Consider the following 14,327-nt stretch of genomic DNA (forward strand, 5'->3'; position numbering starts at 1 on the left):
AAAACGGGATTACGACGACGCAACCGCTCGCACGGTCGTACTAAGCACATATTCTGTGCTCAAGGAAGCCGCCCGCACATCCCCTAAACTATAACAAACTTCAGGCAACAATGACCAATTCGACACCGAAGCCATGTTAGCGAACGTCAGACGACGGAATACTTCCGGACTGACAGCTTCGGCAAGCTTACCTCGAGTGAACGGACTAAGCAAGTAAACACGGAGAATCGTGTCTTTCGGATATTCCGAGACGAGTCGTTCGACGTTCTCGAGCTTTTCCCCGAGTACTAGTCCAACCGTTGCCGCGTGTTGGTTCAAGATGCTGTATGAGAAGTACGGCAGATCGCTCTCGACGACAAGTTGATGAATGGCCCCGCGCTCCTCAGGATGATCTTTGAAGTACAGGCTCATCATCGATGTTTGGGCATCAATCTTGCGCTCGATGAAACGGCGCGATGCGTCATTCGCGTTCATAAGCAAATCGCTAAGCGACTTGATGACGGCGAGGCGTTGTCGAATCGAGAACTCGCGGCTCACTGCCTGCCGAGATACTGAATTGTCTCTCACTTGGCGGAAATAGACGGCGTCCGTGCCGCTCGGCAACAGCGTGACGGCCGGTTGATAGGTCGAGAAGAGCGTCGAGAAATACACGACGTCTTCTCCGCTGCGAAGCGACGGCTCGTAACGGACTTGTTTCGCATACACCGCTGGGATGAGTTTGCAGGCGTTCAGCGTCAACAGCTGTGCCATTTGTTCGTACGACCAGTCACCTCCGGCGAGTCGCTCGAACTCACGATGGAGCGGCGAGACGAGTACGTTGCCCTCGGGATCGAAGTCTTGAATATCGGCGATGACGACCCGGTCCGGCAACGCCTCGTTTAATAGTCGTTCCAAGTAGGTCGGGCTGAACGTGTCGTCCTCGTCCAAGAACGTCACGTATTGACGCGTCACCGTCTCGAGTCCTCGATTTCGGGCGATACTCACGTTCGCTTCGTCTTCAAGCAGACGATGCACGGTCACGTCACGGCCAAACTGCCGACTCGCCTCAAGCAACATTTCGTTCTTGTCTCCATTGAAGACGAGCACCCATTCGATGAGCGAGGCGTCAAGCGTCTGGGCCTCGAGCGAGGCGAGACATGTCGCGAGCAGCTCTTCCGAGTCATGAGAGGCCACGATGACACTGATTCCTCGTTCGACCGGATCGTCAAACCATGGCGGAAGTTTGACCGATTCGAACGTTCGATCGACGAATCGGTTCCACGCTTTCTTCTCGGCTACGATTTCAGCTAACAGCTCATCGTAGTGACTCATGATGGCTTACATTCCTGCTCGAGTTTCGTGACGAGTTTACCCGCGAACGGGATTGATTTCGCCCGATTGACCACATCTTGCAAACGTTCAACTTGACTAGTCAACTCTTCGACTCGCTGCTTTTCCTTCATCGCTTCTTGTTTCCACTTGTCCGTATTCGCTTTCGCTTGGCGGATTTCTCGTTCAAGCTCTTTCATTTTTTGGACGGTGTTCTCTTTGCCGCGAATATGCTTCGCGCCTTCTTCAAGCACGTCTTGCTTCACCGTTTCGATTTGGTCTGTCAGTGCATGTAACTGTTCCCGCAAAAATGCGTTCTCACGTTCTACATATTCAACTTGTTGACGGTCCATGACGATTTCCTCAGCTTTCTATGACCCACGACCCCATCCTCACTTGGACGGTGTGTTGATTGTTTTGGAATTTAATCGCTAACTTGACGAACTTGGCCTCGACTTCTTTCGGCAAACGGTGGCGGAGCGTGTTCGCGCCGGGACGGAGTTCATGGCTGAACGCCGTCTTCTTCAAATTCTTTTTCGCATCGTATTGCATGACGTATAGTTCGATCGGTGTCGTCTCGTCAGACACGAGTTCGATCGTTCCTTCGATGTTTATATAAGGGGCGCTACCGAGTGTCGCATCTTTTTGGAACTCTGTCGATGGCGGCGCACTGAAGCTCTGGTTGAACAATTGTACGTAGCCGTTCTCCCCGCCGAGCGGTTTGACTTCGATATGGGTGGCAAATCCTTCTTCACGCATGTTGAACAGTTCGGCGTTGAACGGGATGAAGTAGTGATAGATGAACGGCTTGATCGTGACACTGCGCGGCTTGTGTGCCTCCGGAATCATCAACTCGACCGTCTCCGGTTCGATTTCCGAACCAGACAGGCGGGCCGACCAGTTTTTAGCCGTCCAGTCGTTCCAAAGTGAGACGTAACCATGGTCTGGCGTCTCGCTCGGTTGGAAAGCCTCAGTCACGCCCGATTCGACACCGAGCAATTCATTCATTCGCTTCACTTGAGTGGATGCGGTCGCCTCAAGCATGAGCCGCCAGTTGAGCGGCGTCTGTACGACCGTCGGCAGCAGCGGTGCATCACTCCAAGCGAACGTCTCCTTGACGAAGTGGAGCGGCTTCGTACCAAATAGCTCCTCGAGCGCAACTTTGACGAGATGACCTTGGCGGCGCAGTTCGTATGGCGCTTCGAGGATGTGACGCAAGACGTCGCGATCGAAGAGCGGTTGCAACAGCGTCATCTCACCCATGAACCCACGCCGTGCGTAAGCATGGAAATGTTCGATTTTCAAATGGAACCAGACCGCTTCGAGCCGGCCGTTCCAATCGCGTTCCGGTTCTGCGTCGAATAGGCGGTCGAGCATACCTTCAACTTGTTCGCGTTCCGCTTCACCAAATCCTTCGAATGCACGAATCGCTTTACGTGATAATTGTTGCTTCGCTTCGTGCTCATCCATGTTGTCTTTCAAAAACACGTGTTTCCCGTACAACCAATCCGTACCGTGTTTCCCAACCTCGACATAGTCAAGGTCGACGGCTCTACCGGTCGGGATGCTCTCATAGGCAGTCAAGTTGCCGTCTGTCGCCTCGTAGGAAGCGGCGATCCGTTTAGAGAGCGACAACGCGAGTGTCGCCTCGGGGGCAGCCGTCTCGGCGAGCTCGATGTCGTCGAACAAGTCGCGTGCGACACGCGCCTCGTTCCCTCCCATGTCAGGTACGTGCAGCGTCACGTTTTTTCCGGCTTCGAGATAAAGTTTTGTGAGTAACACGTCGAGTGCTGACCCGGCGAACGGGATATTGACGGCTTGCATCGGTACGTTGACCGCGTTTCGAAGCGCCGTCATCCACGAGTCGACAAAATCGTCGCGGAGTTGTGGCGTACTTTGCGGAAGTTCGTCCCACGTGTCGATCAATATCGCTCCGTCACGCACCGTTAATCGTTCGCCCGCACCGAGACGTTTGACCCCTTCGAAGCGAGTCCCGTCCCCAAACACATGCCCAATGAGGCGCATCTGAGAGACGGCCTCTGCGCGAACGGCCGTTTTCCCGGCTAGCTGTGCCACTTCTTCAAGTGACGTCCCGACGACGACCGGACTTTCTGAATAGTAGACCGGGATCAAGTTATTGAACGGGACGGCGACGCTGAACTGTTCGTCTAACGTGAACGAGATGTTCATCCCGTTCGGTTCGTCTCGTGACTGATCGTACATACCGAGACGAACGTCGAGCGGCGTCTCCGAGACGATGTGTGTCAGACCGTCGCGGCGCTCGAAATCAAGCGTCTGACCAGTCGATTCATATATAAAATGGCTCATAGCGTATCTCCTCAAAATAATTTCAAAACAAGCAAACCCGGAATGACCGGGCTTGCTTTTAGTGTTTCCGATTCAATTCTATCAAAAGGAGCTGTTCAAGCTTCGGTGCGAGCGTCTCGATGGCGAAATGATGATGTGCGTAAGCCATATAGTCTTGTGTCGCTGCGAGTAGCTTGGCTGAATCATCGCGGAACGATCGGATGATGTCGACGCCGTCTAGCACGTTTTCCATCAGCACGTCGTCCGGATAAATCGTTTCACTCCCCGTCCAATGGCGGATGATCGGGAACGTTCCCGACGTCATCGCCTCTGCTGGCGCAAGATGGAAGCTCTCGAGGTCACTCGTCGATAAGATGAAGCCGATTTTCGTCAGCCATTCCGGAACATCATCACCGTGACCGTCGAAGACGACACTGTCCTTGAACGTCGGTTCCTCAAGTCGTTCGAGCAGACGATCGTAATAGGCGCGCTCGTCTTCCCGTTTGTTGATCCAGTAAATCTCGTTCGGATGATGCCCTTTGATGAACAGCTTGTAGCGCGTGTCTTCCTTGCGGAGCGTCTCGAGCATGTCGAGCGCGAGATCAAGTCGTTTCAACTTCGGATTGACCCCGATCATACCGAGGTGGAACGTCAACTCGTCCAGCTGTTTCGGTTGGATGAGACGCGTCCCGTCGACCGCGTTGTAAATCATCGTCATCTTATGGCGCGGGATCCGGAACAAGCGGTACATCTCTTCGAGCATATACGGCGACACGAGGATGATCCGGTCGATGTTGTGAAGGTTGTACTCCCGCGGGAACGGCGTCTCTTTCTCTTGGCGGTGGATGCGCACGATCATCGTCTGGTGTGGCTTTTTATGGTGCGAATACCAGACCGCGTTACCGAGACCCCACTCACAGAAGATGATATCGGCCTGGTCCAAGCACGCCTTACTGTGATTCACGTCATGGATTTTGTGACCTTCCCACTCGTCAATCAAGACGTTGAAGCGCGGATGGCGCTCAAAGTAGTCCATGAACAGACGCAGGAATTTGAAATCGTGTCCGGCGAAGAGCAAGTTGATCTTCTTCATCCCCCACAGTTCATCGTGGAGACGTTTATACGTGTTCGTGAACGTATAATACTGCGCCATCTCATAGAGGCGACTCGCCGCATCACGATAGACACGTTCATCTGTGAGCGCGAGCTTCGCCTTCTCGATGAACTCGTCTTCCGAATTGACGAATAGCGGATAGTCCGCACCGAGGATGAGTTCGTGCATCGGGTTACGGTTCAACAGCACCGGTTTTCCGAGCGATCCGTACTCGAGCAGTTTCGTCGACAGTTCAAGACTCGCGTCGAGCTCCGGATGACGCCACGACACACCGATCGCACTCGAGTCGATCAACGTCTCGACATCGGCGCGTGGAATCCCTTTCAACCAATGGACGCCGTCATCCGCCTTCAAGCGGGCGAGTACGTCTCGTTTAAAGTTCGGGTTGTTCGGGTCTTGATTGAACTTGTCGCCGGCGACGTGGAGTTCGGCCGGGTAGTCGGCCCGAAGCTTCGCGAACGCGTCGAGAATCTCCGTCGAATACCATAGCGGGGCGAACTTGCCCGTATAGACGAGGCGATCGTTCGGTTTCGTGAACGTCGGCGTCTCGTCTTTCACGTTCGGGATCATCGGGTTCAAGATGAGGAACGGCCGGTCCGTCGGCAGGAACGATTCGAAATACGTCTTCATCGCCTCGGTCTGACAGAGCATGCGCGCCGAACGCGACGCAATCTGCTGCAAGCGGGCGAGTTCTTCTGCCGACGCCTGCGTATGGTCGTGTGTGAAGTCGGTGATATATGTCCACGTCTTCGCCATCGTCCGTTCATACTGTGACAAGTCGTAGGCAAGCTGGAAGCCACGGATGAATGACATGTCGTAGCCGCCTGTCGTCATCAACTCGTCAATCAGCCCGGCCGCTTCGTCGGCTTGGAGTACCCCGCGCTCGTAGTACGGCGCGTCTTGTCTGCCTGAATCTTTGGCGAACACATCGATGAAGCGGACGTTCGGCAACTCACGGATGCCGGCCGTCACTTCCGGTTTTGTGATCGAGCGCTTCAGCAGCACGTCGACTTGAATCGATGGGTCTTGGTTCAACATCGAGACGACGGACGTCAGCCAAATGGCCGACCCGTCGATCAAATTTAAATTGACATCCCCATAGACGAGGACGCGAAGTGGTGTCGTCATAATTGTACCTCCTGAGCGACCGCTTTTGGCATATCGCTCCCTGCTTTCACGTATTGATACGGGTCTGTACTGAAGATCCGTTCTCCGGACTGAGCGAGCTCTTTGAGCGTCTCGTCTTGTTTTAAGACATCGAGCGCTTCAAGGACGCTATAGAAGCGGAGCACATCTGGCTTCATGATCGAGCGCGACGGGGTCGCGTCGAAGACGTAGCGGTACGTGCCGTCCGAGTCAATTTTCTCGAGTCCGTCTTTCCAGACGAAGTAATCTTCTTTCGTCAAGATGTTCGAGTCCGCGTAACGCGTCGCGAGCATGTAGTCAGACACGTACGCCGGTCCGTAATAGTCACTCGGACGGATGAACGCCATCCAGTCGAAGCCTTCAAGAATCTCAGACAAGGCGTTATATTGCGTCAAGTAACTGAGCATGAACGTCGAGATGTCCTCGGTGTTGTAAGCTTCATACAAGTCAAGATGCCCCTCGAACTTGTCGAGGAAGACGACGAGGTGTTTATGCTCGTAGTCTTGCGCGCGGAACGTCTCGACGGCGCGGTCCATCTCGTCGGCTGAGCGGACGAACGCGACGAGCGCGACTTCCGGGTGATCGACACGATACGGCAGACCGATGTTGCCGACGACTTGGGCGAGACGTTGTGTGTACGTGTGGTACTTGAGCACGTGTCGCATGCCGCCCATGGCGACGTCTTCATAGAAGCTGTCGTCCGTGAGCAGTTTGCGGAACGTCTCTTCGAGCATCTCGTCGCCTTCGTCTAGGAAGACGTAATCCCCGAGCATCTGCTTGACGCCGACAGAGCGCGTACTGACGACCGGCGTCGCACAAGCGAGCCCTTCGAACACGCGGCGTGAGAACATCGTCGGTGAATCGTTCACCGAGTTGACGTTCAGCATGACTTTGAAGCCTTTATACGCTTTAGCGATTTGGTTGTACTTCAAGCTGCCGCGGATGGATTTACGGAACTGCTCCGGGAATTGGAGTTGATCCGTCTCACCGCGTTGGTTCATTTCATAGTTCCGGTCATAGATGACAAGGCCATACTTATCAGCCGCCGCGAACAAGCGATCCATATCGATACGGCGCGATTCGTGACGGTTTGCGTAATACGAACCGGCGAACGAGGCGTACGGTTCACGTGTGCCCGGCAGGCGGATCGGATTATGCTCTTTCGGCTGCGCCGCGAACGGCAAAGCGCCGACCCGGTCATGTCCGCAGTCTTCTTTATAGTTATCGAGAATGTTCGCATCCGTCGTGTAGACAAAGTCGAACCGTTTCGCCGTCTCGATGAAGCGGTCATAGTGAATCGGGTCTTCTTTATTCCAAAACACGGTCGGCACGTTGTTGACGCGGCACCAGTCAAGGAGCGCGTCGAGCTCTTCCCACGTGTTCGTGCCATATTTGACGATTTTCTTCTCCCACGTCTTGTCGTTCCCTTTCCAGGCCGATTCGACCATGAGGAAGTCCGGTTGACGGTCGGCGAGAACAGCCGGCCAATCGTCCGGCGAGAACGTGATCAGTTCACATTCAGGGCGATACGAGGCAGTCGTGAACTCATCAAAGATGGCTGCGACTTTCATCTCGTGAAGCTCGCGTGGTTTCGCCTCAAACAGACGGGCCTCGCGTGGGTCGATCCACTCTGGCACTTGCGTCCGGTCCGTGATGATCTCTTCGGTGACGCGGATGTTCGTGACGAGCGTTTCGCCAGTCCCGTCGACGCGGAGTGCGAAGCGCAGGTAGCGCACGTCTTTTCCGAACTCGAAAATCTTCTCGCTGCCGAGTTGTACTTGCTGCATCGACAACCGCTCAGTCAACGAATACGAGATGATGTAGAGGACGACACCGGTGTTCGCATCGAGTTCACCGTCGACCGTCACACGGTAACGATGGTTCGGTCGGACCGTATACGGTTTCTCTTTCGGGAGGACCGTGAAGCGGTTGTTCGTTTCCATATACGACACGTAGCGGCGCACGTCCGGCTCGACATCGAGGACGAGACGGAGACCAGACGGATCTTGTTTTAACTTGATTGATTCCGGTGTCGGGATCGTCCAGAACGTCGGATCAAGGTCGAACGTCTCGGTACGGCGTACACTGTTCTCACGGATGACGCCGAGCTTCAAGTCTGAGAGTGTACCGTTGCCGTGGAAACGGATGAAATAGCGAACCGAATCATGGCTCGGTGTAAGGCTCAAGACGTTACTGAAGCCGAGCGGGACCTCGATGAGCTGGTCGCGTTCACCGTGGGCATACGTCGCGACGAACAACGTCGCTTTCGCCAGCTCTTCGGCTTCTCCTTTTAAATAGAAACGATAGACGTAATCGTCCATATCGGCGAGCGAAAAATCGATACCGCGTTCGGTGTCGACGTGAGGGAGCGCCGTCTCGAGCACACCGTAGTGCTCGTATTGGTTCCCTTGCCCGCTGACACGAATGAGCCCGCCATCGATCTCAACGATTCGGCTAAGCGGCGAGATGAGTTCGAGCGAATCCACATCTAAAGGAATCATCGCGTCAAAGTCGGCGTCTGCCACCGCACTGCTCATTCCTTCGACGTTCCAAAGCGATTGTCCGTCAATCAGGAGCGATTGAATCAAGACCCGACCTTTTCCTTGCGTTTGAATCACAAAGCGTGTCTTCGTCTCACCGTCTACAAGCGAGACCGTCGTACGGACACCGTCTCCGACGCGAACGACACGTTTGCGTTCTTCGTCGCTATAAATCATGACGAGCAACGTGACTTCGATGTCACCGCTCTTCTCAACGTTTAAACTCGCGTCAAACTCGCGGATTGACGGGTTGAGTTGAAATGAGTTCGCACCAGGTACCGTCCGAAACGACGAGGCGCGCTCACCGTATGATAAAAATTGTTTTTCAGCCATCGTAGAAACGAGCGCCGCACCGTCAACTTCATAGTTCGCAGACGTCCGAGCGTGCCAAGACGGGACGACTTCGACGAACTGCCTCGTCTGCACTTGCGTCTTCGTTCCTTTCATCAACCGACGGCCGATTCGTTTGCCGCGTTGCATGCCTAAATAGACACCACGCTTCACTTTTCGTTTCCAACTCATGGGGGGTTCCTCCAAATTCATAATGGCATCGTTTTCTCTTTAACCGATGCCCTGTTATTTGAAACATCTCGTTTCGACACCCATTGATTATAGCAAACGCTCAATTCAAAAGGCAAAATCATCTGTTTGACAAAACGGAGACAAAAAAAGGACACCCAGTGGATGTCCTTTCGAAAATCATTATTTGACGTCTTTGATACGGTCTTCAACAGTTGGTGTGACTTCGCCTTGCTTCACGAGATAGTCACGCATGATCTCCCAGTCGATGAGACCAAGGTCGTTGACGCGTCCTTCTTCATAAGCCTTCTTGAACTCGAGGTAGTTGTCGCCACCCTTCGCTGCGAAGAAGTTTGTGGCAATCTTGTAAGTTGCTGCCGGGTCGATGTCGACATACGTCTCGCCTTGGAGCACTTGCGCCTTGACGACACGGCTGTTCGCCGGTTTCGAGCTATCGAACTCAAGCTTCATGCCAGACATGTGGAGGAAGCCGCCGCTCTCGATCGGATAGACGCTGACACTACGTTCAAGTGCCGCGAGCAACTCACTGCCTTGAAGCGTCATGACCGCGAGTGTGTTTCCGAATGGAAGCGTCGTGAGCACTTCGCCTGTCGTGATTGGGCCTGCATCGATTTTAGCACGAATACCGCCCGCGTTTTGAATCGCCGCGACGACTTGTGGGTCGGCTTGTTTCGCACGTTCGAGCATGCCGTCCGTGATCAAGTTACCAAGAGCCGTCTCATTTTTACGAACGCTCGGCTTCGTCACGTCACCTGCGTCGCGCAAGTTTTCAAACTCGGCAGTCGCTGTCGCGCCGATTTCAGCGTTCTTGATGCCGTCGATTTCAGCCGCGAACGGTGCGAGGAGTCGGGCTGCGCCTGGGTCTGGTGCATACGTCTTCACATCGATGAGCTTACCGGCTTGTGAGACGACTTTTCCGTCTTTATCGAAGACGAGGTCGAGCGTACCGAGGAAGTCACCGTATTGATACGCTTGGACGACGACGGTCGAGTTACCACCTTCTGTGATGACGACCGGTGCGTCAAGACGTGAGTGTGAGTGACCGCCGATGATGACATCGATGCCGTCGACGTTTTTCACGAGTTCGAGGTCGTTGTCGATTGCCGGGTTGTCGTCGTAACCGAGGTGCGAGACAGCGACGATTTGGTCGACGCCCATGTCTTCGAACGCTTTGACGGCTTTTTTCGCTTCGTCGATATAGTTTTGGAATTGAATCGGTCCTGGGCTCGCGATGTTCGCCGTGTCTTCCGTCGTCAAACCGAAGAATCCGACTTTCTTACCGTCGACTTCTTGGATGATCCCTTCATACAAGCGACCGTTGTAAGGCTTCGTCGCGATCTCATCACGGAAGAGCGACTTCACGTATTGATCGTTCGAGTAGTCGACGTTCGAGCTGACGAACGGGAAGTTCGCGTAACGGACGAATTGTGCCAACTCTTTATGGCCTTGCTCTGTGCCGAGGTCGAACTCGTGGTTACCCGGTACCATCATGTCGTACTTCATATAGTTCATGAGCTTAAGATCGACTTGTCCTTTGAATTCGTTGAAGTAGAGCGATCCTGAGAAGACGTCACCCGCGTCAACTAAGAGGCGGTTCGGGTTAGCGGCACGGAGTTCTTTGACTGCCGAAGCACGGTTCGCCGCAAAGTCGAGCGACGCATGCGTGTCGTTCGTATGCATGAACGAGAGTTCGAAACCTTTTACTTCGTAAGGAACGTCGAGCGTCACCGTGCGGCCTTTGTGCGTGTACGATGCCGTCGCCGTGAACTTCCCGATTTTGTCAGTCGATAAGTTCGTCCACTTCACCGGTTGGCGTAGAACGCGGTCGACGAATTGGATTTGGAGTGTGTTCAATTGCCCAGTCAACTTCTCGCCGTGCTTGAACGTCCACTCACCCTTCGGTGCGATGATCGCTTTCGGATAGTTGATGACGCGCACTTTCTTCTCGAAGTGTTGGTTCTTCCACTTGATGTAGCCTTTTACCGTTTGATATGTACCGAGCTTGTCCATGTTGACTGTCGATTTGTACCAATAGATCTTGTTGCCTTGGTATGTCTTGTCGAGCGCTGCGTCAAGATCCCCGTTCTCAACGAAAGCCGCCTTCAACTTGATCGTTTTTTTGGCCGGGGCTGCCTCTGTCACGACCGCTGGGGCGATCACCGATGCCGTGAGCGTCGCCGCGAGCATCCCTTGATAAAACTTGCGTGTCTTCGAATTCAACATGCACTGTTCCTCCTCTATTATGTATAAGTCGACCGAACCGAAGTCATAACCGCCATTTCGTCGCCACTGCCAGATGTCTGACCTCAAGCCAATGGAAGCGATTACAAAACACGTACAGACTTCACTTTTAAAGATACGCAATCTCATAGAATAACACAATTACTTTTCTGTAAATATTTCGTTATTTCTTTTGAATTTTGAAAAAAAGGACACCTATTGGCATCCTCTCACTCATTCTGATATTTCACCTTCCTCAAGCTCCAACACCGGTCCTTCACCCTTCGGCATCTCAATCGTCCGCGAGCGTCCGTCCGAAAGAGAATACGTGACAACATAACTCGCATCATTCTCAACCACGTTCGAGAACGTAACGTTCGTCCCCGACTTCGACATGTGGAACAACGTGACGAACGATGTCCCTGCACCCGTTTTCGTCGAGACGACTTGGTGACGCGGCACCCACTCGAAGTCACGGTAGGCGATAAAGCTCGACTCTCGTTTCATGGCATCAGACGACGCGACCGGAAGCTGAACGACTTGGAGAGTGCGTCCCTCTTTGTCGCGGAACGTCATCTCACCAGTTTGTTCCGCGACCGGTTCTAACCCGACACCGAGGTGGAAACGTTGGGTGAACGAGGCACGCGAGTCCGACCGAATCGTATCGGCGACAATAACCGTGCCCGCTTGATCATGGGCGATACTGCGCGTATGGTGCATATCCTGCCCAATCAACTCGCTGTACCCAAGTGCTCGTTGTAACCCTTCCGTCTCCTCGACCGAGACGATCCCGCTCTTACCGATCGTACTCGGATGAAGCGTCAATTGCCGGGTGCCAGTGTTCACCGTGTTATGGGCGTTGACGTGCACCGCTGCATTTCTCTGCGGAAGCGTCGTGTACCCGAAGCGTCCCGTCTCGACGATGAAGTCACGGCCGTAGCCGTACAAGTCGATGCTCAAATCGTCTTGATGCTTGTGCGCCGTATTATGGAAGCCGGCCGTCATCATGAGGGAGATGGCATCAGCGAACGTCTCCTTCTCACCCCAATGTTCACGTAGAATCGCGTATTGGGTATGGAGCTGTTTCGTCCGTTCGAGCGGGCGTTCCCCTTCCTTCCCGCCACTGACCGCATACATGAGATGCGGATAATTGCGCAGCGTCGATATCATCGACATCGTCCGCGGCTCGCCTGTCGTGTCCCCAAACAGCGGCAGCGTCCGGTTCGGCTTGACGAGATGAGTCAGCGTCTCCGGCATCTGTCGGACGGCTTCGAGCCGTGGTGACGTCGTGAAGGCGTTCGCCTCGATCCAGCGATTGAAGCGGTACAGCATCTCATACGTGTACACTTGATAGCCCGGCGAATGCTCGAGATGGACGTTGTCCGGGCTCAACGAGTGGTCGAGCTGCTCGGTCAGACGCAACGCGGCGAGGTCGCGCCACTCCGATGACCGTTCGAGTTCCGGGAACGTCTCGGCGATATCGGTAAGCGCCATGTCTTGGAAGATGCCGTGATTATGGCGCGGACGATAAAATGACGGCGTCGATAGGATGTCACCGTGACCTTCGACCGTGCGCAACACGAGCGCGCTGAACGCCGGGTCGTTGTTCAGACGCGACTTTTTAAATTGATTCCAAAAGTTAATCAAGTGGAACGTCCGGATGGCCGTCCCTTGCTGATGGTAGGCGTTCGGATAACGCTTATACTGCGCCGTCGGATACTGCTTGATCCACCCTTCGACGAGCTGTTTACCGTATGCCAAATACTTGGCATCTTTCGTGTAATGGTACGCCATCGTCACTTGGTTCAAGACCATCCAGTACTGGGCCTGGAACATGAACGACGTCGAGTCGCCGACTCGAATGTCACGCTCCCAATCGAACGTCGCGATGTCCGGGACGGCTTGTCGACCCGGTGCCGCACCGAGACGCCAACTGCCTTTGAGCGCCGAGTCCGCTTGCGATACCGCCTGCGCCTCGGTCAAGAAACCATAATAATATGGCACTTCGCGCTTCACCGAGCGCGCCGTATAGTTGTGGAGCAGACGGTCGTACTGACTATCAGCGACAACTGCCTGAGTGAGGAGTGCCGTCTTGAGCGGGATGTCCCGTTTCAATCCGTATGTACGGCGTCCATTGACCTCGACTTGATAGTACCCGCCCGAGACGCCAACGACGTCATAGCGCTTGTTCGGCGCGAGCAATGCGATCGGCTTCATCGACTTATCCGGCATGAGCCGATAGACGGTCGTGTCTTTCGCGACTTCTGTGAAGAAGGGACGCGCGCCGGCTTCGGCCCCGACAGACGTCGCCGCCATGACGAGCGCCGTCGTGAGAAGCGTCCCTTTCATTAATGTGTTCATCGAATACCCCATTTATCTTTTTTTACCATCATAACACGTACATAAGGAAACTTTTTCAAAATAGAGGGAACTGTTTTTTGGTTTTTGTTTTCAAATAACTCGTTTCTACCTTCATACAAAGGAGACTGTTTGCGTATCCGCTCGTCGGAACATGCATGGCTTCAACACGCTCAGCAGTTCAAGACAGATGGGATGGCCCCACTCGCAGTAGGCAACATGTTTCAGGCAGGCGGATACATATCAAGCAAAGGAAAATCGATTCGAATTCAAGCGTATGGCTACACAGATGTACTCGTCCGAACCCCTTAATTTCTATGCTTTCGAAACGCAATTTCGTAAAATTATTCAATTCCTTGTATTTGGAATTCATAAAAGAGTAAACGTCAATTAATCCAAAATCACAGCCTAAAAAAACAAAAAAAGAAGCGACAAATTATGGATATAAATGTATACTGATGTGGAAGAAACTGATAGAAAGAGGTGCGGTCATGACAACTTTTCTCCCTTGTTCCGAGCGATTCACATATAAACGAAATTTACAACGGCTCGCGGAGATCGATTTGCACCAGTCAGCCACATCTGAATTCTCGTTCACGCTGCGCGTCAGTGAGCAAGCGAAATTGGCCGAGCCATTCCAACAAATCGATTCACTCGACTCGGCAGCGCTTTGGAAATGGTTCCCGAACGTCAAAGCCAAATACGATACGCAGCGCGACTGCCTCAAAGCGGCGACGTCTTGCCTGTCTGTCATGGTCATCAATTAATTTTTCAAACGAGGTGCTTCACGCGCC

General features: G+C 53.6%; 8 protein-coding genes. 1 reads left to right on the top strand and 7 read right to left on the bottom strand.

Annotated elements, in window-relative coordinates; genetic code table 11:
• Window positions 1-9: 9 nt before the first annotated feature.
• The 7 genes from EVJ23_RS03730 to EVJ23_RS03760 all read right to left on the bottom strand — a co-directional run bounded on the left by EVJ23_RS03730 (window position 10) and on the right by EVJ23_RS03760 (window position 13,536).
• Window positions 10-1,311, bottom strand: coding sequence for a glycosyltransferase (locus EVJ23_RS03730; RefSeq protein WP_131464202.1), 1,302 nt, complete (start codon window positions 1,309-1,311; stop codon window positions 10-12).
• Entirely contained in the window at window positions 1,308-1,661 is a 354-nt protein-coding gene (locus tag EVJ23_RS03735) for a hypothetical protein (protein WP_131438864.1), read from the bottom strand. The genes EVJ23_RS03730 and EVJ23_RS03735 overlap by 4 nt, the downstream gene beginning before the upstream one ends.
• A 10-nt stretch (window positions 1,662-1,671) precedes the next feature.
• Window positions 1,672-3,636, bottom strand: coding sequence for a hypothetical protein (locus tag EVJ23_RS03740; RefSeq protein WP_131464204.1), 1,965 nt, complete (start codon window positions 3,634-3,636; stop codon window positions 1,672-1,674).
• A 58-nt stretch (window positions 3,637-3,694) separates the two neighbouring features.
• Complete coding sequence (locus EVJ23_RS03745; protein WP_070328529.1) at window positions 3,695-5,857, bottom strand: glycosyltransferase; 2,163 nt, start codon at window positions 5,855-5,857, stop codon at window positions 3,695-3,697.
• Complete coding sequence (locus EVJ23_RS03750) at window positions 5,854-8,937, bottom strand: CgeB family protein (RefSeq protein ID WP_131464206.1); 3,084 nt, start codon at window positions 8,935-8,937, stop codon at window positions 5,854-5,856. The genes EVJ23_RS03745 and EVJ23_RS03750 overlap by 4 nt, the downstream gene beginning before the upstream one ends.
• A gap of 180 nt (window positions 8,938-9,117) precedes the next feature.
• Window positions 9,118-11,178 (bottom strand): bifunctional metallophosphatase/5'-nucleotidase, encoded by a 2,061-nt coding sequence (locus tag EVJ23_RS03755; RefSeq protein WP_236633334.1) that lies wholly within the window; start codon window positions 11,176-11,178, stop codon window positions 9,118-9,120.
• 231 nt (window positions 11,179-11,409) lie between these two features.
• The gene (locus tag EVJ23_RS03760; protein WP_161567005.1) at window positions 11,410-13,536 is read right to left on the bottom strand and encodes a heparinase II/III family protein; all 2,127 of its coding nucleotides are present in this window, start codon (window positions 13,534-13,536) and stop codon (window positions 11,410-11,412) included.
• 488 nt (window positions 13,537-14,024) lie between these two features.
• On the opposite strand from EVJ23_RS03760, the gene EVJ23_RS03765 reads away from it, so the two are divergent.
• Window positions 14,025-14,300, top strand: a complete 276-nt coding sequence (locus EVJ23_RS03765; protein ID WP_131464210.1) for a hypothetical protein — start codon at window positions 14,025-14,027, stop codon at window positions 14,298-14,300.
• Window positions 14,301-14,327: the final 27 nt, after the last annotated feature.

The organism is Exiguobacterium sp. SH1S1 (assembly GCF_004337245.1).
In the GTDB taxonomy this organism is placed as follows: Bacteria; Bacillota; Bacilli; order Exiguobacteriales; family Exiguobacteriaceae; genus Exiguobacterium; species Exiguobacterium aurantiacum_A.

Excerpts from the sequence above, each read along its gene's own strand:
- EVJ23_RS03730 (WP_131464202.1), bottom strand. The coding sequence starts at position 1,311 with ATGAGTCACTACGATGAGCTGTTAGCTGAAATCGTAGCCGAGAAGAAA.
- EVJ23_RS03735 (WP_131438864.1), bottom strand. The coding sequence starts at position 1,661 with ATGGACCGTCAACAAGTTGAATATGTAGAACGTGAGAACGCATTTTTG.
- EVJ23_RS03740 (WP_131464204.1), bottom strand. The coding sequence starts at position 3,636 with ATGAGCCATTTTATATATGAATCGACTGGTCAGACGCTTGATTTCGAG.
- EVJ23_RS03745 (WP_070328529.1), bottom strand. The coding sequence starts at position 5,857 with ATGACGACACCACTTCGCGTCCTCGTCTATGGGGATGTCAATTTAAAT.
- EVJ23_RS03750 (WP_131464206.1), bottom strand. The coding sequence starts at position 8,937 with ATGAGTTGGAAACGAAAAGTGAAGCGTGGTGTCTATTTAGGCATGCAA.
- EVJ23_RS03755 (WP_236633334.1), bottom strand. The coding sequence starts at position 11,178 with ATGTTGAATTCGAAGACACGCAAGTTTTATCAAGGGATGCTCGCGGCG.
- EVJ23_RS03760 (WP_161567005.1), bottom strand. The coding sequence starts at position 13,536 with ATGAACACATTAATGAAAGGGACGCTTCTCACGACGGCGCTCGTCATG.
- EVJ23_RS03765 (WP_131464210.1), top strand. The coding sequence starts at position 14,025 with ATGACAACTTTTCTCCCTTGTTCCGAGCGATTCACATATAAACGAAAT.